Here is a 20,601-nt window from a genome sequence, read left to right as displayed (position 1 = left end):
GGCGTCATGACCGACGAGACGAGGCCCGGGCCCTCCGGGCGGCACCCCGAACCCGCCGACGGTGCGGGCGAGTTCAACCGGAACGTGATCGCGGAGTTCCGCACCCGGCAGGGGGCCGTCGGCGGCCCGCTCGCCGACGCGCCGGTCCTCCTGCTCACCGTGGTCGGCGCCCGCAGCGGCGAGCCGCGCACCACTCCCCTGGTCTACCTGCCGGACGGCGGGCGGCTGGTGGTCTTCGCCTCCAACGGCGGCAGCGAGCAGGACCCGCTCTGGTACCGCAACCTGGTGGCCCACCCCGAGGTGACCGTCGAGGTCGGCGCCGAGCGCTACCCGGCCCTGGCGGCACCGGTCGACCCGGCCGAGCACGACGCGCTCTGGGCCCGTCAGATCGCCGCCCAGCCCCAGTTCGCCGGCTACCGCACCACCGCCAGGACCGTCCCGCTGGTGGCCCTCAGCCGCGCCTGACGCACAGGGGCGCCCGCCGCCCGGGCACCACGACGGCCCCGGACTCCGAGGAGTCCGGGGCCGTGGCGTGCGGCGGGGCCGTGGGGCCGTCAGATGTGCACGGACGGGCCCGCGTCGGTGGTGCCGCGGCGGGTGAGCAGGCCGAGCGCGGCGGCGGCGAGGGCCACCACCGAGGCCACCGCGAAGGCGAGCGACATGCCGCTCACGAAGGACTCGTGGACGGCGCCGGCCATCGCGTCCACCGCCTGCTGCGGGGTGCCGGCCGGGGCCGGCGGGGCGATGCCGAGCTGGGCGGCCTGCTTGAGGCCCTCGCCCGCCGCGCCCTCGACCGGCGGCAGGCCGGCCTTCGCCCAGTTGCCCGGCAGCACGTCGCCGACCTTGGCGGCCATCAGCGCGCCCAGCACCGCGGTGCCGAGGCTGCCGCCGACCTGCATCGCGGCCTGCTGGAGGCCGCCGGCCACGCCGGAGAGCTCCAGCGGGGCGTTGCCGACGATCACCTCGGTGGCGCCGACCATGACCGGGCTGATGCCGAGGCCCATCAGGACGAACCAGAGCGACATCACACCGTTGCCGGAGCCGGTGTCCAGGGTGGACATGCCGTACATCGCGACGGTGGTGATCAGCATCCCGGCCACGATCGGGATGCGCGGGCCCAGCTTCCCGATCGCCAGGCCGGCCAGCGGCGAGCCGACGATCATCATGCCGGTCATCGGCAGGAGGTGGACGCCGGCGTCGACCGGCTTCATCCCGTGCACGTTCTGCAAGTAGAAGGTCACGAAGAAGATCGCGCCGAAGAACGCGAAGGCCATCAGCGCCATCAGCAGCACGCCCGCCGACAGCGGCACCGAGCGGAACAGGCCGAGCGGCACCAGCGGCTCGCGGGCCTTGCCCTGCCAGAGCGCGAACAGCACCATCAGGACCACCGCGCCGCCCAGGAACAGCAGCGTCCGCCCGTCGCCCCAGCCCCACTCGGGGGCCTTGATGATGCCGAAGACCAGCGCGAACATCCCCACCGAGAGCAGCGCGATGCCGGGCAGGTCGAAGGACTTGGCGGCCTTCTCGGCGCGGACGTCCCGCAGGATCCACAGGCCCAGCGCCAGCGCGATCAGGCCGACCGGGACGTTGATGAAGAACACCGACTCCCAGTTGACGTGCTCGACCAGCAGGCCGCCGACGATCGGGCCGGCCGCGGTCGAGGCGCCGATCACGCCGCCCCAGATGCCGATCGCCATGTTGAGCCGCTCGGCCGGGAAGGCCCCGCGCAGCAGGCCGAGCGCGGCTGGCTGGAGCAGCGCGCCGAACAGGCCCTGGAGCACCCGGAAGGCGATCACGGTCTGGATGTTGCCGGCGAAGCCGATCGCGGCCGAGGTCACGGCGAAGCCCACCGCGCCGACCAGGAAGGTGGCCTTGTGGCCGAAGCGGTCGCCGATCTTGCCGGCGGTGACCAGGAAGACCGCCAGGGCCAGCAGGTAGCCGCTGGTGACCCACTGGATCTCGGCGGGCGCCGCGTGCAGCTTCTCCTGGATCACCGGGTTGGCGATGGCGACGATCGTGCCGTCCAGCGCGACCATCATGACGCCGACCGCGACGGTCAGCAGGGTCAGCCAGGGGTGCCCCTTGAGGCCGCCCCCCGACGGCGGGTTCGGCGGCGGCGGTGCGTCCGCCTCGGAGTTCTTCACGACGGACTGGCTCATCAGGGCCCTCCGGGGGCGTGGCTGGGGTGCAGGACGTGGTCGTGGCGCCCCGGCCCACCCGTCCCCACAGGTGCCCCGGCCCGACGGGCGCCACCTCGGCAGATTATGTCAGCCGCTGACATTCGGCAAACAGTGACTTCTGGCCATAACTGACATTTGTCAGAGCGCTAGGATCGTGCTCCCACCGCCGTACCCAGCCCTCCGGAAGGCCCCTGCTCATGGCCGCTCACACCCCCCGCACCACCGACGCCCCGGAGGGCCCCGGGCGCACCCCCGGACTGCGCGAGCGCAAGAAGCAGCAGACCCGGTACGCCCTGATCCAGGCCGCCCACGTGCTCTTCCTCCGGCAGGGCTTCGCCCGGACGACCGTCGACGAGATCGCCTCCGCCGTCGACGTCTCCCAGCGCACCTTCTTCCGCTACTTCGCCAACAAGGACGAGGTCGCGCTCGCCGTGATGGCCGTGGCCGAGGACTACTTCATGGAGTGCCTGCGCCACCGCCCGGCCGAGGAGACCCCGCTCCAGGCCCTGCGCGCCTCGATCGTCAAGGCCTGGCACGACCTCGGCAGCGAGGAGGCCGCCGGCCCCGGCTCGATCCACAGCGCCCTCGAACTCATGCGGATGATCGAGGAGACGCCCCCGCTGCTCGCCGCCCACCTGCGGCGGGTCAACGAGCAGGAGCGGCTGGTCGTCCGGGTGCTCGCCGAGCGCGAGGGCCTGGACCCGGCCGAGGACCTGCGCCCGGCCGTGCTCGCCGCCGTCTTCGGCGGACTGCTGCGCCTGGCCCACCTCTCCTGGAGCGCCGAGCACGAGCCGGCCGGCCCCGAGGGCATGGTCGCGGTGATCGAGCGTCACTTCGACCAGCTCGGCCCGGCCCTGGCCGGCCACTGGCACGACCGCGCGTAGTACCCGGCCGCGCACCCGCGTCATACCGGGGTATCACCCGGTACCCCGGTAGCACCCGGAAAATCGGGCTCCGGTGCGACGCCCGGCGGGGCCCCGCCCTCCTAGGCTGGCGCGCGATGAAGAACCTCACCGCCGCCGACGTCCGCCCGCACGCCCTGCGCCTGCTGGGCACCTTCCGACACCACCTGACCACCCCGAGCGGCGGCCACACCCCGCTGCTCGGAACGTCGCCCCGGCGCTGGGTGCGCCGGCTGCCGTACGCCGTCGTCCTGATCATGCTGTCCTCGCTGATCCCCGCCGGGATCGCCACCCTGGTCGGCTTCTTCGGCCTGGTGCTCCCGGTGGCCGGCGCGCTCACCGTCGCCCAGACGGTGCCGCTGCTGCTCGCCATCACCCGGCCACTGGCCGCCTGGTGGATCAGCGCGGGCACCCTGGTCGCCACCGCCACCATCACCGCCCGGTACGACCAGGACGGCGGCACCTGGCCGTGGACCGCGCCGATGATCCTCTCGTACCTCTTCCTGCTGATCGCCCTGGCGCTGCGGGAGAGCCGGGCCACCCTGCTCTCGGTCTGGCTCGCCACCATCGCGCTCACCGCGCTCACCACCACGCTCGGCCTGCCCCGCTCCGGCGACGGCACCACCATGCTGCTGATCGCGCTCAGCGGCGCCGTGCTGCTGCTCGGCTGGGCCGTCCGGGACCGCGCCGAGGCGCGCCGGCTGCTCAGCGAGCAGGAGCAGATCAGCGAGGTCGAACGTGAACGCCGCACCCTGCTGGAGGAACGCGCCCGGATCGCACGGGAGTTGCACGACGTGGTCGCGCACCACATGTCGGTCATCGCGGTGCAGGCCGCCAGCGCGCCGTACCGGATCACCGGGGTGCCGGACGAGGCCGCCGAGGAGTTCACCGCGATAGCCGGCACCGCCCGCGAGTCGCTGGCCGAGATGCGCCGGCTGCTCGGCGTGCTGCGCAGCGAGGAGTCCGGCGGGGAGCGGGCCCCGCAACCCGGGGTGGGCCAACTCGCCCAGCTGGTCGAGACGGTGGGCCGGGCCGGGGTACCGGCCGAACTGACGGTGGAACCGGGCCTGGTGGACCTGCTGGACCAGGCACCGCAGGCCGTCGGCCTGTCCGCCTACCGGATCGTGCAGGAGGCGCTGGCCAACGTGGTGCGGCACGCCCCCGGCGCGCGGGCCTGGGTGTCGCTGAGCACGGACGGCCCGGCGCTGCTGGTGACGGTGGTCAACGCGCCCCCGCCGCAGCGCACCGAGTCGCTGGAGGCCTCGGTCGAGGGCACCGGGCAGGGGCTGGTCGGAATGCGTGAACGCGTCCGGCTGGTCGATGGCAGGCTGGACACCGGCCCGTTGCCGGACGGCGGCTTCAAGGTGGCCGCCGTCCTGCCCGTCGACCGCCCCGACACCGACACCCCCCAGGAGACCACCGCATGACCATCCGCGTGATCATCGTCGACGACCAGGCCATGGTGCGCGCGGGCTTCGCGGCCCTGCTCAACGCCCAGAGCGACATCGACGTGGTGGGGGACGCGGCGGACGGCGCCCAGGCCCTGGAGGTCAACGGCCGCACCCACCCGGACCTGGTGCTGATGGACGTCCGGATGCCCGTCATGGACGGCCTGGAGGCGGCCCGGCGGCTGCTCGAACCGGCCGTGCCGGGCGCCCACCGGCCCAAGGTGCTGATGCTGACCACCTTCGACGTGGACGACTACGTGTACGAGGCGCTGCGCGCCGGGGCCAGCGGCTTCCTGCTCAAGGACGCCCCGCCCGCCGACCTGATCGCCGCGGTCCGGGTGGTCGCGGCCGGCGAGGCGCTGCTCGCCCCCTCGGTGACCCGCCGGCTGATCGAGGACTTCGCCCGCACCCGCCCGGCCAGGCGCCGCGACCCCAAGGTGCGGCTCAACGGCCTGACCCCGCGCGAGACCGAGGTGCTGGAGCTGATCGCCCGCGGCCTGTCCAACCAGGAGATAGCCGCCGGGCTGGTGCTCGCCGAGCAGACCGTCAAGACCCACATCGGGCGCATCCTCGCCAAGCTCGGCCTGCACAACCGCGCCCAGGCGGTGATCCTGGCCTACGAGTCCGGCCTGGTGACACCGGGTCAGTAACCGGCAGCTGTTCGCCCTCTCCTCTGATACCCGGGTAGCACCCGGGAGTTGGCCCCGCGGTGTGACGTCCGCGGGGCCGTCGCATTCCTACCTTCCTCCTCGTCGGAAGCCGAACCGAGTCGGCGGCCGAACGGACGAGGAAGGAGCAGGGACATGCGCAGGTTTCGAGCCGGGCGGGCGATCGCCGGCGCCGCGGTGGCAGTGGCGATCATGCTCGGCGCGGGCGGCTGGGCCGCCGACACCCAGACCCCGGTCACCGGCCCGCCGCCCGGCAGCGCCGCGTGGACGGCCGACACCTCGCTCGGCCTGCGGCTGCCCGACCCGGCCACCACCGAACCGGCCCGGGTCGCCGCGTTCTTCGCCGGGCTGGACCCGGCCCGGCAGGACGCCCTGACCGCCCGGTACCCGCTGGTGGTCGGCAACCTGGACGGCGCCCCGGTCGCCCTCCGGTACCGGGCCAACGCCCTGGCCCTGACCGCCGAGCGCACCCGCGAACTCGCCCGGGCCACCGACCCCGCCCTCACCCCGCAGGACCACGAGGCCGCCCGCACCCGCGCCGAGCGCTACCGCGCCCTGCTGGACGGCGGCCGGCGGATCCTCGCCTTCGACCCGCGCGGCCGCGGCCAGGTCGCCGAGGTGTACGGCGACCTCGCCACCGCCCGCCGCACCGCCGTGATCGTCCCCGGCTCCGACACCGACCTGCTCCGCTTCGACCGCGCCGGCGACCCGTACGGCACCCCGGCCGGTATGGCCCGGGCGCTCCTGGACGCCACCGGCGGACAGACCGCCGTGATCGCCTGGGCCGGCTACACCACCCCGCTCGGCCTCGGCCTGGACGCCGCCACCGAGGACCTGGCCCGGGCCGGCGCCCCCCGCCTCACCCGGCTGCTCGACGGACTCGCCGTCACCACCCGCCCGCAGGACCCGCCCACCGTGTTCTGCCACAGCTACGGCTCGGTGGTCTGCGGTCTGGCCCGCCCCACCCCCGCACAGGCCTCCGGCGTGGTGGTGCTCGGCTCGCCCGGCATGGGTGTCGGCTCGGCCGCCGACCTCGACCCGGGCGTCCCGCTCTGGGCCACCGCCCGCAACGACTCCGACTGGATCGGCGACGTGCCCAAGGTCCGGCTGTTCGGCCTCGGCCACGGCGCCGACCCGACCGCCCCCGGCTTCGGCGCCCGCCCGCTGCCCGCCGCCGGATCCCACGGCCACACCGGCTACTTCGCCCCCGGCACCGCCTCCCTCGCCGCCTACGCCGCCGTCGCCCTCGGCCGCGCCTGACCCGCCCGCACCGGAAGGAGCACCACCATGGCCGACACCCTCGCCGCCCCGCCCCGTACCCCCCGAGCGCTCGCCGCCGGACCGCTCACCGCCCTGCGCCGCGCCGCCGCGCGGGTCGACGCGAAGACCCCGGCCGACCGCGACCGCGCCCTGGACGGGCTGCGCGCCCTCGCCCTGCTCGCCGTACCGGTCGGCCACTGGATGCTCGGCGGCTTCACCCGCTCCCCCGACGGCGCCCTGCACAACGCCAGCCCGCTCTCCACCCTCGGCTTCTTCGCCCCGCTCAGCTGGGTGCTCCAGATGCTCGGGGTGTTCTTCCTGGTCGGCGGCCACTCCTCGGTCCGCTCGCTGGAGCGGGCCCGGGCCAAGGGCGTCACGTACGGCGGCTGGCTGCGGGCCCGTGCGGTCCGGCTGCTGCGCCCGGTGCTCGGGGTGGCGGCCGTCTGGGCGGCGCTGATCCCGCTGCTGCCGGCGCTCGGCGTCCCCGAGGACACCGTGCGCACCGGCGCCACCCTGGTGGTGCAGCCGCTCTGGTACATCGGGGTCTACCTGGGCCTGACGGCCCTCACCCCGCTCTGCGTGGCCGCCGGGCGCCGGCTGGGCGGCTGGTCGGCGGGCCTGCTGGTGGCCTCGGTCGCCGCCGTCGACCTGCTGCGGTACGGGCCGTGGGCCGGGTCGGTGCCGTCCTGGGTCGCGCTGCTGAACATCCTGCCGGGCTGGCTGTTCGGCTACCAGCTGGGCGTGCTCTGGGCGCAGGGCCGGCTCGGCCGCCCGGCGGCCCGGGTGCTGCTGCTCGGCGGCGGCGCGCTGTTCGCCGCGCTGCTGCTGGTCTTCCACTACCCGGCCAGCATGGTCGGCGTGCCCGGGGCGGAGCGGACCAACTCGCACCCGCCGTCCCTGCTGGTGCTCGCCCTGGCGGCGTTCCAGTGCGGCGCCGCGGTGCTGCTGCGGGAGCGGCTGGGCCGGCTGCTGACCGGCCGTCCGCTGCTCTGGCTGCCGGTCGTGGTGGTCAACCTGTCGGCGATGACGATCTTCTGCTGGCACCAGAGCGCGATGCTCGCGGTGGCGGTGCCCGGCGCGGCCGCCCTGGGCGCCGTCCCGGGGCTGAGCACGGCGCCGGACTCGCTCGGCTGGGTGCTCGCCCGGCTGGCGCTGCTGCCGCTGTTCGGCGCCGTGCTGGTGGCGGTCGGCTGGTTCACCCGCCGGTTCGACGGCCCGTGGACGGCTCTCTCCCGGGGCGGCAAGGCGGTGGCCGGGGCCGCGGCGGCACTTTTCGCGGCGTACGCGCTGGGCATGGTGTGACGGTCCGCCGGGTGCGGCCTGTTCGAACGGCGGGGCGCACCACCGTCGCAGGGGCGTGGACCGGTCGGTCCGCGCCCCTGCGGCCGTCGCCCACCGCCCCCGGTGCGCCGTGCCGCGCGCCGGGGGCGCGCTGTCAGTGCCCTGCCCTACCCTGCCGCCATGGTGACGTTCGACGAGTTCCGCACGATGGCCCTGGCCCTGCCGGAGGCCGCCCAGGAGCCGACCTGGGACATCGAGACGCTGCGGGTGCGCGGCCGGATCTTCGCGATGGGCGCGCCCGACGGGGACCGGGTCACCGTCAAGGCCTCCCCCGAGGACCAGGCCGAACTGCTCGCCGCCGAGCCCGAGGTGTTCTCCTCCGCCCCGTACGTCGGCCGGCACGGCTGGGTGAGCGTCCGGCTGGACCTGGTGGACGGGGACGAGCTGTGCGACCTGGTCACCGAGGCCTGGCGGCGGACGGCGCCGAAGCGCCTGGTCCGCGCGTTCGACGAATCCGACGGGTCCGGCGGGTCCGAGGGCTGAGCGCGCCCCTTCCCGACGGCCGCACCGGCCGCCGTCCGGGCCTCCGTACGAACCACTTCCCGAACCACTGTCCGAACCACTGGGAGACGTCGGACGGACACCCCTGGTTCATGTGAGCCATCCCACAGTTTAGGCGTTCCCGGCATCCCTTCGGGCCCCCTAGGCTTGCGCAGGGAAGTCAGCAGAGCTATCGCACCCTCCGGGCACCACCGCCCGCGAAACGGTGCGGGCCCCAAGGGAGTTGGTGCGGTGCGCATCCGTCGGCGCTGGAAGCGGGTACTGATCGGGGCGTTCGCCAGCTGCGCGGTGCTCGCCGACGCCGGGGCCGTCGCCGCCGCGGCCGCCGTCTCCTCCGAACAGCTGGCGATCTCCACGCCCCCGGCCGGCAGCGCCGCCTGGGTCGAGGACCACTCCTTCGGCCGCTCCCTGCCCGACCCGGCGACCACCACCCCGGCCGCCGCCGCGGCGTTCTTCGCCTCGCTCGCGCCCACCGAGCTGGACCGGCTGATCCAGGACTACCCGCTGGTCGTCGGCAACTACGACGGCGCCCCGCTGGACCTGCGCTACCGCGCCAACCGGATCGCCCTGGCCGCCGAGCACGACCGGGCCCTGGCCCGCGCCGCCGACGGCACGCTGGACTCCGACACCCGCGCGCTGGCCGTCTCCCGCGCCAACGACGTCGAGCACCTGCTCGCCCCCGACCGGCAGATCCTGGCCTTCGACCCGCGCGGCCGCGGCCTGGTCACCGAGGTGTGGGGCGACCTCGCCGACGCCGAGCGGATCTCCGTGCTCGTCCCCGGCTCGGACGCCGACCTCGGCCACCACGACCAGGCGGCCGACCCGCTGCGCTCCCCGGCCGGCATGGCCCGCGCCCTCCACACCGAGGAGCAGCGCCAGGCCCCGGACACCCGGACCGCCGTGATCTCCTGGACCGGCTACGTCACCCCCTCCGGCCTCGGCCCGGACGCGGCCACCTCCCGGCTCGCCGACGTCGCCGCCCCCCGGCTGGAGCGGCTGCTCGCCGGGCTCAAGGAGACCACCCGGCCGGACGCGCCGCCGGCGCTGCTCTGCCACTCGTACGGCTCGGTGGTCTGCGGCACCGCCGCCCCGGACATCCCGCGCGCGGCCGCCTCGCCGTCCGACACCTCCGGCATCACCGACCTGGTGGTCTTCGGCAGCCCGGGCATGGGCGTGCAGAACACCGGCGAGCTGGGCGCGGGCGTGCACCTCTGGGCCACCCGCAACCCCAGCGACTGGATCGGCAACGTGCCGTTCATGGAGGTCGGCGGGCTCGGCCACGGCGCCGACCCGGCCGCGAGCGGCTTCGGCTCCGAGCTGATCTCCTCGGCCCGCGCGGCCGGCCACAACGGCTACCTCACCGAGGGCACCGACAGCCTGCACAACTTCGCGGCGATCTCCCTCGGCCACTACCAGGACGTGGTCCGGGCCAACCCGGGCTCCTAAGACCTGTCTTCGTACAGCCGCAGGGCCTCCGCCGCCGCCCGGGCCAGTTCGCGCCGGGCGGCCGGCGGGGCCAGCACCTCGACGTCCGCGCCGAAGGCCAGCAGCGACCGGACGGCCGCCGGGGCCGGGAAGGCCATCGCCACCTCGGTCCACTCCTCGGCCGGGACGGCGCCCGGCTCCGGCGGCGGTGCGGTGACCCGGCCGCCGTGGATGCGCAGGAACATGTCCAGCCGTCCGCGCCGGACCCGCACCCGCACCGGCACGTCCTTCGGCAGCCGTTCGACCTGCTCGCGCAGCACCGCCCAGACCTCGCCGAGCCCGACCCCGGTCCGGCGGCGCACCGCCTCCTCGGTGGTGTCGGCGGCCAGCACCCGGTCGGCCCGGAACAGCCGCGGCTCGCCGTGCAGATCGGCCACCAGGTACCAGACCGCGGCCTTGCTCACCAGCCCGTACGGGTCGACGGTGTACTCCACCGGCGCGGGCGTGCCGCTGTGCCGGTAGCGCAGCCGCAGCCGCCGGTCGGCGAAGACGGCGTACTGCAGCTCGCCCAGGTCCGGCCCGGCGGCGGGGCCGGCCGCGCCGGGGGTCTGCATCCAGCGGGCCGGGTCGACCAGGATCCGCTCGCGGACCCGCTCGGCGGCCGGCCGGTGCGGGGCCGGCAGCGCCGCCATCACCTTGCGCAGCGCCGAGCCGAGCGCGCCGTCCAGCCCGAGGTCGCTGTGCGCGCCCTGGGCGGAGAGCACGAACAGCGCCCTGGCCTCGTCCGCGGTCAGGCCGGTGACGTCGGTGCGGTAGCCGGGCAGCAGGCCGATGCCGCCGTGCCGCCCGCGTTCGGTGAACACCGGCACCCCGGCGGCGGAAAGCGACTCGACGTCGCGGTAGATGGTGCGGACGGACACCTCCAGCCGCTCGGCGAGTTCGGTGGCGGGCACCCGGCCGCGGGTCTGGAGCAGCAGGAGGATCGAGAGCAGGCGGTCGGCCTTCATGGTCCAAGAATCCCAGTAATCCTGACGGCCGTTGTCAGGTTTTACTGGGAGATTGCGTTCCGGGCCCGCAAGGGGCCCGAACGACCACCCGACACCAGGGAGTTGAGCGCCATGACCGCCGTCCAGGACGCCCGCCCGCAGTACCAGGCCGCCCTCGACCAGCTGGAGAAGCTGTTCGCCACCGTCACCCCGGCCGACCTCGACCGGCCCACGCCCTGTACCGAGTTCACCCTGCGCGGGCTGCTGAACCACGTGGTCGGCGGCGTCCACCGGTTCGCGTACATGGGCGAGGGCGGCCACGCCGAGGACACCGTGGCCGCCATCGAGGACCCGTCCGACGAGGGCTGGCCGGCCGCCCTGGGCCGGGCCCGCGCCCGGGTGACCGCCGCCTGGGCGGACGACGCCAAGCTCGGCCGTCCGACCGTCGCCCCCTGGGGCGAGGTGCCCGGCGCGATGGCGGTCGGCGGCTACCTGATGGAGCTGGTGACCCACTCCGGGGACATCGCCCGGAGCCTCGACAACGGCTTCGCCCTGGACGACGACCTGGCGCGGACCGCCCTGGGCATCGCCGAGTTCGTGCTGCCGGCCGAGCGGCGGGTGCCGGGCGTTCCGTTCGCCGCCGTCCGGCCGGTCGCCGAGGACGCCGACGTGCACACCCGGCTGGCCGCCTGGACGGGCCGTACGGTCTGAGCCCGGCGGCCGACCCGGGGCGTCCGCCGACTCCCCGGGCCGCCGGTGCCCGCTACTCGCGCGCCGCCGAGGTGGAGCTCATGTCCGCGTAGCGGCTCCCCGCCACCCGGCCGGCCACCGGCTCCAGCAGCGCCAGCTCCTCGGCGGTCAGCCGCAGCGTCGCCGCCGCGGTGTTCTCGGCGAGCCGGCTCCGCTTGCGGGTGCCCGGGATCGGCACCACGGCCAGCCCGTGCACCTCGGCCCGCTGGTGCACCCAGGCCAGCGCGACCTGGGCGAGCGTGACGCCGCGGGCCGCGGCGATCTCCCGCAGCGGGTCGAGCAGTTCGCCGTTGGCGGCCGCGTTGTCGCCGGTGAAGCGGGGGTGGTTGCGGCGGTAGTCGTTCGCCGAGAGCTCCGTGGCGTCCTGGAAGGCGCCGGTCAGGAAGCCCCGCCCGAGCGGCGAGTACGGCACGAAGGTGACGCCCAGCTCCGCCGCGGCCGGCACCGCCGTGCTCTCGACGTCGCGGGCGAACACCGACCATTCGGACTGGAGCGCGGCGATCGGGTGGACGGCGTGCGCCTCGCGCAGCTCGGCCCCGGTCACCTCGGACAGGCCGAGGTGGCGTACCTTGCCGGCCTTCACCAGCTCGGCCATGGCGCCGACCGAGTCGGCCAGCGGCACCGCCGGGTCGCGGCGGTGCATGTAGTACAGGTCGATCTCGTCCACGCCGAGGCGGCGCAGCGAGGCGTCCACCGCGGTCCGGATGTACGCCGGGTCGTTGCTGATGCCGCGGACGGCGCCGTCCTCCTCGGAGCGCAGGATGGCGAACTTGGTGGCGAGCACCACCTTGTCCCGGTTGGCCCGGACGAAGGGGCCGATGAGCTCCTCGTTGCGGCCGGAGCCGTACATGTCGGCGGTGTCGAAGAGGGTGACGCCGGTCTCCAGCGCGGCGTCCAGGGTGGCGAGCGCCTCGTCGGCGTCGGTGGGGCCGTAGAACTCGCTCATGCCCATGCAGCCGAGGCCCTGGACGCCCACCAGCGGGCCGCCGGTGCCGAGTTCGACGGTGGGAAGGACGGTCTGAGTCATGCGCTCTGCTCTTCCTCTCCATGGATGTTCTGGCACTTGGCCGGGATGCCGGCGCCGACGGCGCCCTTCCCGGCATAGATGTCGATCTTGTAGTCGAGGACGGCGAGGGTCGCCTGGAGGTCCACGATCCGCTGTCGGACCTCCTCGCGCTGGGCCTCCAGGAGCAGCCGACGCTCCCCGTAGGTCTGCTCGCCCTGGCGGGCCATGTCCACGTACTTGAGCATGTCCGCCACCGACATGCCGGTCAGCCGCAGCCGGCCCAGGAAGGCCAGCCGGTGCAGGTCGGCGTCGGAGTAGCGGCGCTGGCCGCCCGCCGCCCGGTCGACCGGGTCCAGCAGGCCGATCCGCTCGTACCAGCGCAGGGTGTGGGCGGTCAGCCCGCTCGCCGTGGCGACCTCGCTGATGGTGTGCCTCGGGCTCGGGTCCGGATCGCCGACGGGGCGGCTGAAGACCTCGGAGCAGCTGCGCAGGTCGATCTCGATGCGTGCGGGTGCGGCCATCGCTCGTTCCCCCTTGTCCTGTGCGACGGGAACGACGCTACAGAGTTTGAGTGCACTCCAAGCAAGCCCGGCATCCGGGTGGGCCCGCCACCACCTTTTCCGAGGATTTTCCCGGCGACTAGAGTCGGGCCCATGGAGAGCTTGCGGATGATCGAGAACTGGCCGGTGCCCCATGCCGCGGCGGCGGTGGTCCGGGCGGCGGACGGCGCGGTGCTGGGCGCGCACGGGCCGCAGCAGCACCTGTTCCCGCTCGCCTCGGTGACCAAGCTGCTCACCTCGTACGCGGCGCTGGTCGCCCTGGAGGAGGGCGTGTTCGAGCTGGACGACCCGGCCGGGCCGCCCGGGTCCACCGTCCGCCACCTGCTCGCGCACACCTCCGGCCTGGGCTTCGACGAGGACCGGGTGTTCGCCGAGCCCGGCAACCGCCGGCTCTACTCCAACGCGGGCTTCGACGCGCTGGCCCGGACGCTCTCCGAGGCCGCCGGGATCGAGTTCTCCCGCTACGTCGCCGAGGCGGTGTTCGAGCCGCTGGGCATGACGGACACCCTGATCCACACCGCCCACAAGTCCCCGGCCGGCGCCGGCGGCCTGTCCACCGTCGCCGACCTCACCCGGTTCGCCGCCGAGCTGCAGGCCCCCAAGCTGCTGGACCCGTCCACCGTCCGGCAGGCCACCCGCGAGGTCGCCTTCCCCGGCACCAGCGGCGTGCTGCCCGGCTACGGCCACCGCCGCCCGAACGACTGGGGCCTCGGCTTCGAGATCCGCGACGGCAAGAGCCCGCACTGGACCGGCACCGCCAACTCCCCCGGAACCTTCGGCCACTTCGGCCAGTCCGGCACCTTCCTGTGGGTCGACCCGCAGGCCGGCGCGGCCTGCGTCGCGCTCACCGACCGGGACTTCGGACCGTGGGCGGTCGAGGCCTGGCCGGCCTTCTCGGACGCGGTGCTGGCGGAACTGAACAGCTAGCCGTACGAGACCGGCGAGTGCATCTCCCAGAGCAGGAGTTCGGCGCCGGTCTCCCCCGCCGCCGGGTCGGCGAAGGCCTCGCCGGTGATCCGCACGCTGTCGCCCGGGACCATCGAGCGGCCGCCGCCCTTGGGCCCCGGGACGGTCCGGTAGCCCAGCGAGCCGGCCGTCAGGTGCGCGTACCGCCAGGGCGCCTCGGGCAGCGGCGGCAGCGGCTGCCACGGCCCGGCGGTGGCCAGCCAGAGCGCGGCGTCGCGGCGGCGCAGCCGCAGGGCGTCCGTCCCGGCGTCGCGCTCCAGGCCGGAGGCGAGCAGCGTCAACCCGCCGTCCGCCGGTTCCACCTTGCGCAGGCCGTACGCGGGCGGCGCGTCGAACTCGTCCGGCTGGAGCCACATCTGGACGAAGCGGACCGGCCCGGTGGCGCCGCCGACGTTGCGCTCGGTGTGGGTGACGCCGGAGCCGGCGCTGAGGTGCTGCACCATCCCGGGCCGGACCACCCCGCTGTGGCCGTAGGAGTCCCGGTGGGCCAGCGCCCCCTCCAGCACCCAGGTGAGGATCTCGGTGTCCCGGTGCTTGTGCTCCTCGAACCCGGCGCCGGGGGCGAGGAGTTCCTCGTTGCACGCGAGCAGCGCGCCGAAGTGGGTGTTCTTCGGGTCGTAGTGGCCCGAGAAGGAGAACGCGTGCCGGGTCTCGACGCCCTCGGCCGGGGCGGAGCGGTAGCGTTCGGCGGTGCGGCGCAGGTCGGCGCGGGGGCGGTCGGCGGCTTCGGTCACGCCCCCACCGTAGTCGCCGGCGCGCGGGGTGTGACTCTTGCCACCGCGCCGCTCCGCCGGGGGGTGTGCACGAGCAGTCACTCGCGTGAGGCAGTCTTGTCCTTGTGCCAGCCGCTTCCGCGAACTCCAAGAGCGAACCCAGCCCCAGCCCCGCACCCGACCCCACCGGGAAGAGCCCGGCCGCCCGGGCGGGCCGTGACCGCCCCGGCCGCGCGGCGCCCCGCCTGACGGCGCAGGAGCGCAGAAACGCCGCCGAGCGCGCCGAGCGCCGGGCCGCGACGCTCAAGCGGCTGGAGAAGTCCTCCGGCAAGCTGGCCACCGCCGCGATCTCGCGGATGGACGACCAGCTCGGCTGGTACCGGCGGATGCCCCCGGAGCACCGGTCCTGGATCGGCCTGGTCGCCCAGGCCGGCATCGCCGCCTTCACCGAGTGGTACCGCCACCCCGACGCCGCCCAGGCGATCTCCACCGACGTCTTCGGCACCGCCCCGCGCGAGCTGACCAGGGCGATCACCCTGCGCCAGACCGTCGAGCTGATCCGCACCACGATCGAGGTGATGGAGGAGGCCATCGAGGAGGTGGCCGCCCCCGGCGACGAGGCGGACATGCGCGAGTCGGTGCTGGTCTACGCCCGGGAGATCGCCTTCGCGACCGCCCAGGTGTACGCCCAGGCCGCCGAGGCGCGCGGCGCCTGGGACGCCCGGCTGGAGGCGCTGGTGGTCAACTCGCTGCTGTCCGGCGACGCCGACGAGGGCGTGCTCTCGCGGGCCGCGGCGCTCGGCTGGGGCCAGCCCAGCCAGGTCCGGGTGGTGATGGGCAGCGCGCCGGACGGGGACAGCGAGCTGGTGGTCGAGGCGATCCGCCGGGCCGCCCGGTACGCCAAGCTGAACGTGCTGACCGGGGTGCTGGGCAAGCGCCTGGTGGTCGTGGTCGGCGGCGAGAAGGAGCCGGTGCACGCGGCCCGCGCGCTGATCGGCCAGTTCGCGCCGGGCCCGGTGGTGGTCGGCCCGACCGTGCCCGACCTGCTCTCCGCGACCCGCTCGGCCGCCGCCGCCGCGGCCGGCCTGCGGGCCTGCGCCGCCTGGCCGGACGCCCCCCGCCCGGTGCTGGCCGACGACCTGCTGCCCGAGCGGGCGCTGGCCGGCGACCAGGCCGCGCGCCGCCAGCTGGTGGAGGAGATCTACACACCGCTGGACGAGGCCGGCTCCGCCCTGCTGGAGACGCTGAGTGTCTACCTGGAGCAGGCCTCCTCGCTGGAGGGTGCGGCCCGGATGCTCTTCGTCCACCCGAATACGGTGCGCTACCGGCTACGACGTGTGACTGATGTCACGGGGTACGCCCCCTCCGACGTACGTTCGGCGTTCACTCTGCGGATCGCACTGGCCCTCGGCCGGCTGGACGCCGTCGGGGAGCCCGGCTGAGCCGGAGTGTAGGGACCATACAATCCCGGATGGTTTTCTTCGTTACCGTCGCCTACCCGCCCCTGGGCGCCTGGCGAGAGAGGGTTGAACCGTGCTCGTAATCGTCGCCCCTGGACAGGGTGCCCAGTCCCCCGGTTTCCTCAGCCCCTGGCTGGAGCTCGACGGCGTCGCCGACCGCCTGCGCGGTTGGTCGGAGGTCGCCGGGCTCGACCTGGTGCGCGCCGGGACCGAGGCGTCCGCCGAGGAGATCAAGGACACCGCCGTCGCCCAGCCGCTGCTGGTCGCGGCCGGTCTGGTGACCGCCCGGGAGCTGTTCCCGGACGAGGATGCCGCCCGTGCGCTGGTCGGCGCCGTGGCCGGCCACAGCGTCGGTGAGATCACCGCCGCCGCCGGCGCCGGGGTGCTCACCGCCCACGACGCGCTGACCTTCGTGCGCGAGCGCGGCCGGGCCATGGCCGAGGCCGCCGCCGTCACCGAGACGGGCATGCTCGCCCTGCTCGGCGGCGAGCCGGAGGAGGTCGCGGCCAAGCTGGCCGAGCACGGCCTGACGGCGGCCAACAACAACGGCGGCGGCCAGATCGTCGCCGCCGGCACGCTGGACCAGCTGGAGGCGCTGAAGGCGGACCCGCCGACCCGCTCCAAGCTGGTGGCCCTCAAGGTGGCCGGCGCCTTCCACACCGAGCACATGGCCCCGGGCGTCGAGCGGCTGGCCGAGCTGGCCCCGACCCTGACCAGCGTGGCCGACCCGAAGGTCCGCTACGTCTCCAACAAGGACGGCGCGGTCGTGGACTCCGGCGCGGAGGTCCTCGCCCGCCTGGTGTCGCAGGTCTCCAACCCGGTCCGCTGGGACCTCTGCATGGAGACCCTCGGGCAGCTGGGCGCGACGGCCGTGATCGAGCTGTCCCCGGCCGGCACCCTCACCGCGCTGCTCAAGCGCAACCTCAAGGGTGTGGCCACGCTCGCCCTCAAGACCCCCGCCGATCTGGACAAGGCCCGCGCGCTCGTCGCGGAGCACGGCGGTCAGGAGCAGGAGAACCAGGCATGACCAAGCCCCAGATCCGTCCGGTGAGCGGCGCGCAGTACTCGCGCATCCTCGGCGTCGGCGGCTACCGTCCGGTCCGGGTGATCCCCAACTCCGAGGTCCTGGAGTGGATCGACTCCTCGGACGAGTGGATCCGCACCCGCAGCGGGATCGCCGAGCGCCGCTGGGCCGGCCCGGAGGAGTCCGTCTCCGAGATGTCCGTCCAGGCCGCCGGCAAGGCGATCGCCCAGGCCGGGATCACCGCCGAGCAGATCGGCGGCGTGATCGTCTCGACCGTCTCGCACTTCAAGCAGACCCCGGCGATCGCCACCGAGATCTCCGAGCGGCTCGGCTGCGGCACCGCCCCGGCCTTCGACATCTCGGCCGCCTGCGCCGGCTTCGGCTACGGCCTGGGCCTGGCCGACGGCATGATCCGCGGCGGCAACGCCGAGTACGTGCTGGTCATCGGCGTCGAGCGGCTCAGCGACCTGACCGACCGGTCGGACCGCTCCACCGCCTTCATCTTCGGCGACGGCGCCGGCGCCGTGGTCGTCGGCCCGTCCGACACTCCCGGCATCGGCAAGCTGGTCTGGGGCTCGGACGGCTCGCAGGCCGACCTGATCACCCAGACCGAGGCCTGGGACACCGCCTTCGCCAAGTCCGACGCCGTCAACGGCGCGGGCGAGGAGACCAAGTGGCCGGCCCTGCGGATGGACGGCCAGCCGGTCTTCCGCTGGGCGGTGTGGGAGATGGCCAAGGTGGCCCAGCAGGCGCTGGACGCCGCCGGGATCACCGCCGACCAGCTCGGCGCGTTCATCCCGCACCAGGCCAACATGCGGATCACGGATGCCATGATCAAGGCGCTCAAGCTGCCGGAGTCGGTGCCCGTCGCCCGCGACATCGCCGAGACCGGCAACACCTCCGCCGCCTCCATCCCGCTGGCGATGGAACGCATGCTGGAGAGCGGTGAGGCCCACAGCGGGGACCTGGCCCTGATCATCGGGTTCGGGGCGGGTCTCGTGTACGCCGCGGCAGTCGTTACTCTCCCCTAGGCGCATTCGCCCAATCCACAAGCCTGTGTCCGGCCGCCGGCCGGACGCGTTCAACACCGAAGAGGAGCAGCCAGTATGGCTACCAAGGACGAGGTCCTGGAAGGTCTCGCCGAGATCGTCAACGAGATCGCCGGTATCCCGACCGAGGATGTCGCGCTCGACAAGTCCTTCACCGATGACCTGGACGTCGACTCGCTGTCCATGGTCGAGGTCGTCGTGGCCGCCGAGGAGCGCTTCGACGTCAAGATCCCGGACGACGAGGTCAAGAACCTGAAGACCGTCGGCGACGCGGTGGACTACATCCTCGCCAACGCCGCCTGAGCGATCGAGTCGTTCGACTCGGCCAGCCCGCCCGGCGTCCCGTACGCCGGCGGGGGCTGACCGGTCGGCCGGGCTCGTGGAGCCCGACCGACCCCACCGGCCGGGACGCCCCCTCACCGGGGCGCCCGGCCGGGCCCATCCTCGGCACGCCGCCGACCCCTGCACACGTGAGAGAAGAAGAAACCAGTGACCGCTGAAAACCGCACCGTGGTCGTCACGGGTATCGGCGCCTTCACGCCGCTGGGCGCCGACGCCGCCAGCACCTGGGAGAACCTGGTCGCCGGCAAGTCCGGCGTGGTCGCCCTGACCGAGGAGTGGGCCGAGGACCTGCCCGTCAAGATCGCCGCACGCACCGCCGTCGAGCCCGGCACCATCCTGCCCCGCCCGCTGGCCCGCAAGCTGGACCGCTCGGCCCAGTTCGCGCTGATCGCCGCCCGCGAGGCCTGGGCCGACGCGGGCTTCGAGACCCCCGCCACCGACGAGTCCTCCAAGCTCGCCCCCGAGCGCCTGGGCACCGTCATCGCCTCCGGCATCGGCGGCGTGACCACCCTCCTCGACCAGTACGACGTGCTGAAGGAGAAGGGCGCCCGCAAGGTCTCCCCGCACACCGTCCCGATGCTGATGCCCAACTCCCCGGCGGCCAACGTCGGTCTGGAGGTCGGCGCCCGCGCGGGTGTGCACACCCCCGTCTCCGCCTGCGCCTCCGGCGCCGAGGCGATCGGCTACGCGATCGAGATGATCCGCACCGGCCGCGCCGACGTCGTGGTGGCCGGCGGCACCGAGGCCGCGATCCACCCGCTGCCGATCGCCGCGTTCGCCAACATGATGGCGATGTCCAAGAACAACGACCAGCCCCAGCGCGCCTCCCGCCCGTACGACAAGGGCCGCGACGGCTTCGTGCTGGGCGAGGGCGCCGGCGTGGTCGTGCTGGAGTCGATCGAGCACGCCGAGGCGCGCGGCGCCCGGATCTACTGCGAGGCCGTGGGCCAGGGCCTGTCCTCGGACGCCCACCACATCGCCCAGCCCGAGCCGACCGGCGCCGGCGTGGCCCGCGCGCTGGCCGACCTGTTCGAGCGAAACGAGCTGGACAAGGCCGAGATCGTGCACGTCAACGCGCACGCCACCTCGACCCCGCAGGGCGACACCGCCGAGCTGAAGGCGCTGCGCAAGGAGCTGGGCGACGACCTCGACCACATCGCCGTCTCGGCCACCAAGTCGATGACCGGCCACCTGCTGGGCGGCGCCGGCGGCATCGAGACCGTCGCCACCGTGCTGGCCCTGTACCACCGGATCGCCCCGCCGACCATCAACGTGGACGAGCTGGACGACGACGTGGAGGCCGACATCGTCCGCGACGAGGCCCGCAAGCTGCCCGAGGGCCGGATCGCCGCGCTGAACAACTCGTTCGGCTTCGGCGGCCACAACGTGGTGCTGGCCTTCCGCACCCACTGACGCCCGTGACGAAGGGGCCGGCGCTCGCCGTGAGCGCCGGCCCCTTCGTCGTACCCGTCTTCGCCGTACCGTTCTGTCCGTCCGCTGTCCGCCCGGCCCGCCGGGGCGGCCTCAGACCACCTGGTGCAGCCAGCGCACCGGCGCGCCCTCGCCCGCGTACCGGAACGGCTCCAGCTCGTCGTCCCAGGGCTTGCCGAGCAGCCGGGCGATCTCGGCCTCCAGGTCGGCGCCCTCGCTGCGGGCGCGCAGCAGGACGGCGCGCAACCGGTCCTCGGGGATCAGGATGTCGCCGTGGATGCCCGTGACGGCGTGGAAGATGCCGAGCGAGGGCGTGCTGCTGTACCGCTCCCCCTCCGCCGTGGCGCAGGGCTCGCTGGTCACCTCGTACCGCATCAGCTGCCAGCCGCGCAGCGCGGAGGCGAGTTTCGAAGCCGTACCGGGCTCCCCCTGCCAGGAGAGCTCGGCACGCCAGTGCCCGGGTGCGGCCGGCTGGCGGATCCAGTCCAGGCTCACCCGCACACCGAGCACCCCCGCGACGGCCCACTCGACGTGCGGGCACAGCGCGCGGGGCGCGGAGTGGACGTACAGGACTCCACGTGTCGTCACC

Annotated in this window: 21 protein-coding genes; 15 read left to right on the top strand and 6 right to left on the bottom strand. The window is 74.4% G+C overall.

Translation table 11 applies throughout. From position 1 onward, the window contains the following. Positions 1–6: 6 nt before the first annotated feature. Complete coding sequence (locus AMK13_RS01195; protein ID WP_079271734.1) at positions 7–465, top strand: nitroreductase/quinone reductase family protein; 459 nt, start codon at positions 7–9, stop codon at positions 463–465. Positions 466–554: 89 nt separating this feature from the next. On the opposite strand, the gene AMK13_RS01190 is transcribed toward AMK13_RS01195, so the two are convergent. Further along, positions 555–2,144, bottom strand: a complete 1,590-nt coding sequence (locus AMK13_RS01190) for an MFS transporter (protein WP_369808305.1) — start codon at positions 2,142–2,144, stop codon at positions 555–557. A 233-nt stretch (positions 2,145–2,377) separates the two neighbouring features. Between AMK13_RS01190 and AMK13_RS01185 the strand changes: the two genes are divergently transcribed. The 7 genes from AMK13_RS01185 (at position 2,378) to AMK13_RS01155 (ending at position 9,746) form a co-directional block, all read left to right on the top strand. Then, positions 2,378–3,064 carry a TetR/AcrR family transcriptional regulator gene (locus tag AMK13_RS01185; RefSeq protein WP_074000770.1) on the top strand — a complete coding sequence of 229 codons (687 nt, stop codon included), beginning with the start codon at positions 2,378–2,380 and terminating at the stop codon, positions 3,062–3,064. Positions 3,065–3,180: 116 nt separating this feature from the next. Beyond that, positions 3,181–4,509 (top strand): sensor histidine kinase, encoded by a 1,329-nt coding sequence (locus AMK13_RS01180; protein ID WP_053112114.1) that lies wholly within the window; start codon positions 3,181–3,183, stop codon positions 4,507–4,509. After that, positions 4,506–5,180 (top strand): response regulator, encoded by a 675-nt coding sequence (locus AMK13_RS01175; RefSeq protein ID WP_049652627.1) that lies wholly within the window; start codon positions 4,506–4,508, stop codon positions 5,178–5,180. The genes AMK13_RS01180 and AMK13_RS01175 overlap by 4 nt, the downstream gene beginning before the upstream one ends. 153 nt (positions 5,181–5,333) lie before the next feature. Then, positions 5,334–6,458 carry an alpha/beta hydrolase gene (locus AMK13_RS01170; protein ID WP_107418637.1) on the top strand — a complete coding sequence of 375 codons (1,125 nt, stop codon included), beginning with the start codon at positions 5,334–5,336 and terminating at the stop codon, positions 6,456–6,458. 27 nt (positions 6,459–6,485) lie between these two features. Next, positions 6,486–7,760 (top strand): acyltransferase family protein, encoded by a 1,275-nt coding sequence (locus AMK13_RS01165; protein ID WP_074000769.1) that lies wholly within the window; start codon positions 6,486–6,488, stop codon positions 7,758–7,760. 159 nt (positions 7,761–7,919) lie between these two features. Then, entirely contained in the window at positions 7,920–8,282 is a 363-nt protein-coding gene (locus tag AMK13_RS01160; RefSeq protein WP_074000768.1) for an MmcQ/YjbR family DNA-binding protein, read from the top strand. A gap of 249 nt (positions 8,283–8,531) precedes the next feature. After that, positions 8,532–9,746, top strand: a complete 1,215-nt coding sequence (locus AMK13_RS01155; protein WP_241852703.1) for an alpha/beta hydrolase — start codon at positions 8,532–8,534, stop codon at positions 9,744–9,746. On the opposite strand, the gene AMK13_RS01150 is transcribed toward AMK13_RS01155, so the two are convergent. Beyond that, complete coding sequence (locus tag AMK13_RS01150) at positions 9,743–10,732, bottom strand: helix-turn-helix transcriptional regulator (protein ID WP_074000767.1); 990 nt, start codon at positions 10,730–10,732, stop codon at positions 9,743–9,745. The two genes, AMK13_RS01155 and AMK13_RS01150, sit on opposite strands and share 4 nt — an antisense overlap. A gap of 111 nt (positions 10,733–10,843) precedes the next feature. Between AMK13_RS01150 and AMK13_RS01145 the strand changes: the two genes are divergently transcribed. Next, entirely contained in the window at positions 10,844–11,422 is a 579-nt protein-coding gene (locus AMK13_RS01145) for a TIGR03086 family metal-binding protein (protein ID WP_049652636.1), read from the top strand. A gap of 52 nt (positions 11,423–11,474) precedes the next feature. Here the strand turns inward: AMK13_RS01145 and AMK13_RS01140 are convergent, their stop codons facing one another. Together AMK13_RS01140 and AMK13_RS01135 are read right to left on the bottom strand one after the other, a co-directional pair. Further along, positions 11,475–12,488, bottom strand: a complete 1,014-nt coding sequence (locus AMK13_RS01140; protein WP_074000766.1) for an aldo/keto reductase — start codon at positions 12,486–12,488, stop codon at positions 11,475–11,477. Then, positions 12,485–12,988 (bottom strand): MerR family transcriptional regulator, encoded by a 504-nt coding sequence (locus AMK13_RS01135; RefSeq protein ID WP_107086472.1) that lies wholly within the window; start codon positions 12,986–12,988, stop codon positions 12,485–12,487. Before AMK13_RS01135 ends, AMK13_RS01140 begins: the two co-directional genes overlap by 4 nt. Before the next feature lie 132 nt (positions 12,989–13,120). Between AMK13_RS01135 and AMK13_RS01130 the strand changes: the two genes are divergently transcribed. Further along, entirely contained in the window at positions 13,121–13,954 is an 834-nt protein-coding gene (locus AMK13_RS01130; RefSeq protein ID WP_074000765.1) for a serine hydrolase domain-containing protein, read from the top strand. On the opposite strand, the gene AMK13_RS01125 is transcribed toward AMK13_RS01130, so the two are convergent. After that, positions 13,951–14,727 (bottom strand): pirin family protein, encoded by a 777-nt coding sequence (locus AMK13_RS01125; RefSeq protein ID WP_074000764.1) that lies wholly within the window; start codon positions 14,725–14,727, stop codon positions 13,951–13,953. The two genes, AMK13_RS01130 and AMK13_RS01125, sit on opposite strands and share 4 nt — an antisense overlap. Before the next feature lie 224 nt (positions 14,728–14,951). Between AMK13_RS01125 and AMK13_RS01120 the strand changes: the two genes are divergently transcribed. The 5 genes from AMK13_RS01120 to fabF all read left to right on the top strand — a co-directional run bounded on the left by AMK13_RS01120 (position 14,952) and on the right by fabF (position 19,994). Continuing rightward, on the top strand, positions 14,952–16,148 hold the full coding sequence (locus AMK13_RS01120; RefSeq protein ID WP_074001159.1) for a PucR family transcriptional regulator: 1,197 nt from the start codon (positions 14,952–14,954) through the stop codon (positions 16,146–16,148). Positions 16,149–16,239: 91 nt separating this feature from the next. Beyond that, entirely contained in the window at positions 16,240–17,193 is a 954-nt protein-coding gene (locus AMK13_RS01115) for an ACP S-malonyltransferase (RefSeq protein ID WP_074000763.1), read from the top strand. Beyond that, entirely contained in the window at positions 17,190–18,221 is a 1,032-nt protein-coding gene (locus tag AMK13_RS01110) for a beta-ketoacyl-ACP synthase III (protein WP_049656693.1), read from the top strand. The genes AMK13_RS01115 and AMK13_RS01110 overlap by 4 nt, the downstream gene beginning before the upstream one ends. A 75-nt stretch (positions 18,222–18,296) precedes the next feature. Beyond that, positions 18,297–18,542, top strand: coding sequence for an acyl carrier protein (locus AMK13_RS01105; RefSeq protein ID WP_049656691.1), 246 nt, complete (start codon positions 18,297–18,299; stop codon positions 18,540–18,542). A gap of 186 nt (positions 18,543–18,728) precedes the next feature. Continuing rightward, positions 18,729–19,994, top strand: coding sequence for a beta-ketoacyl-ACP synthase II (gene fabF / locus AMK13_RS01100; protein ID WP_049656688.1), 1,266 nt, complete (start codon positions 18,729–18,731; stop codon positions 19,992–19,994). A 111-nt stretch (positions 19,995–20,105) separates the two neighbouring features. Here the strand turns inward: fabF and AMK13_RS01095 are convergent, their stop codons facing one another. Further along, positions 20,106–20,600: a DUF3145 domain-containing protein gene (locus AMK13_RS01095; RefSeq protein ID WP_049656686.1), complete on the bottom strand. Its 495-nt coding sequence runs from the start codon at positions 20,598–20,600 to the stop codon at positions 20,106–20,108. Position 20,601 lies beyond the last annotated feature (1 nt).

This window comes from Streptomyces sp. CB02056 (assembly GCF_001905545.1).
GTDB lineage: Bacteria > Actinomycetota > Actinomycetes > Streptomycetales > Streptomycetaceae > Kitasatospora.
Note: the sequence above shows the minus strand (reverse complement) of the source record. Positions and strands in the feature narration are given on the sequence as shown.

What these genes read in the sequence shown, in the direction of transcription:
- AMK13_RS01170 (WP_107418637.1), top strand. Translation starts at nt 5,334, where the DNA reads ATGCGCAGGTTTCGAGCCGGGCGGGCGATCGCCGGCGCCGCGGTGGCA.
- AMK13_RS01195 (WP_079271734.1), top strand. Translation starts at nt 7, where the DNA reads ATGACCGACGAGACGAGGCCCGGGCCCTCCGGGCGGCACCCCGAACCC.
- AMK13_RS01185 (WP_074000770.1), top strand. Translation starts at nt 2,378, where the DNA reads ATGGCCGCTCACACCCCCCGCACCACCGACGCCCCGGAGGGCCCCGGG.
- AMK13_RS01145 (WP_049652636.1), top strand. Translation starts at nt 10,844, where the DNA reads ATGACCGCCGTCCAGGACGCCCGCCCGCAGTACCAGGCCGCCCTCGAC.
- AMK13_RS01175 (WP_049652627.1), top strand. Translation starts at nt 4,506, where the DNA reads ATGACCATCCGCGTGATCATCGTCGACGACCAGGCCATGGTGCGCGCG.
- AMK13_RS01105 (WP_049656691.1), top strand. Translation starts at nt 18,297, where the DNA reads ATGGCTACCAAGGACGAGGTCCTGGAAGGTCTCGCCGAGATCGTCAAC.
- AMK13_RS01165 (WP_074000769.1), top strand. Translation starts at nt 6,486, where the DNA reads ATGGCCGACACCCTCGCCGCCCCGCCCCGTACCCCCCGAGCGCTCGCC.
- AMK13_RS01130 (WP_074000765.1), top strand. Translation starts at nt 13,121, where the DNA reads ATGGAGAGCTTGCGGATGATCGAGAACTGGCCGGTGCCCCATGCCGCG.
- AMK13_RS01180 (WP_053112114.1), top strand. Translation starts at nt 3,181, where the DNA reads ATGAAGAACCTCACCGCCGCCGACGTCCGCCCGCACGCCCTGCGCCTG.
- AMK13_RS01160 (WP_074000768.1), top strand. Translation starts at nt 7,920, where the DNA reads ATGGTGACGTTCGACGAGTTCCGCACGATGGCCCTGGCCCTGCCGGAG.
- AMK13_RS01140 (WP_074000766.1), bottom strand. Translation starts at nt 12,488, where the DNA reads ATGACTCAGACCGTCCTTCCCACCGTCGAACTCGGCACCGGCGGCCCG.
- AMK13_RS01150 (WP_074000767.1), bottom strand. Translation starts at nt 10,732, where the DNA reads ATGAAGGCCGACCGCCTGCTCTCGATCCTCCTGCTGCTCCAGACCCGC.
- AMK13_RS01110 (WP_049656693.1), top strand. Translation starts at nt 17,190, where the DNA reads ATGACCAAGCCCCAGATCCGTCCGGTGAGCGGCGCGCAGTACTCGCGC.
- AMK13_RS01135 (WP_107086472.1), bottom strand. Translation starts at nt 12,988, where the DNA reads ATGGCCGCACCCGCACGCATCGAGATCGACCTGCGCAGCTGCTCCGAG.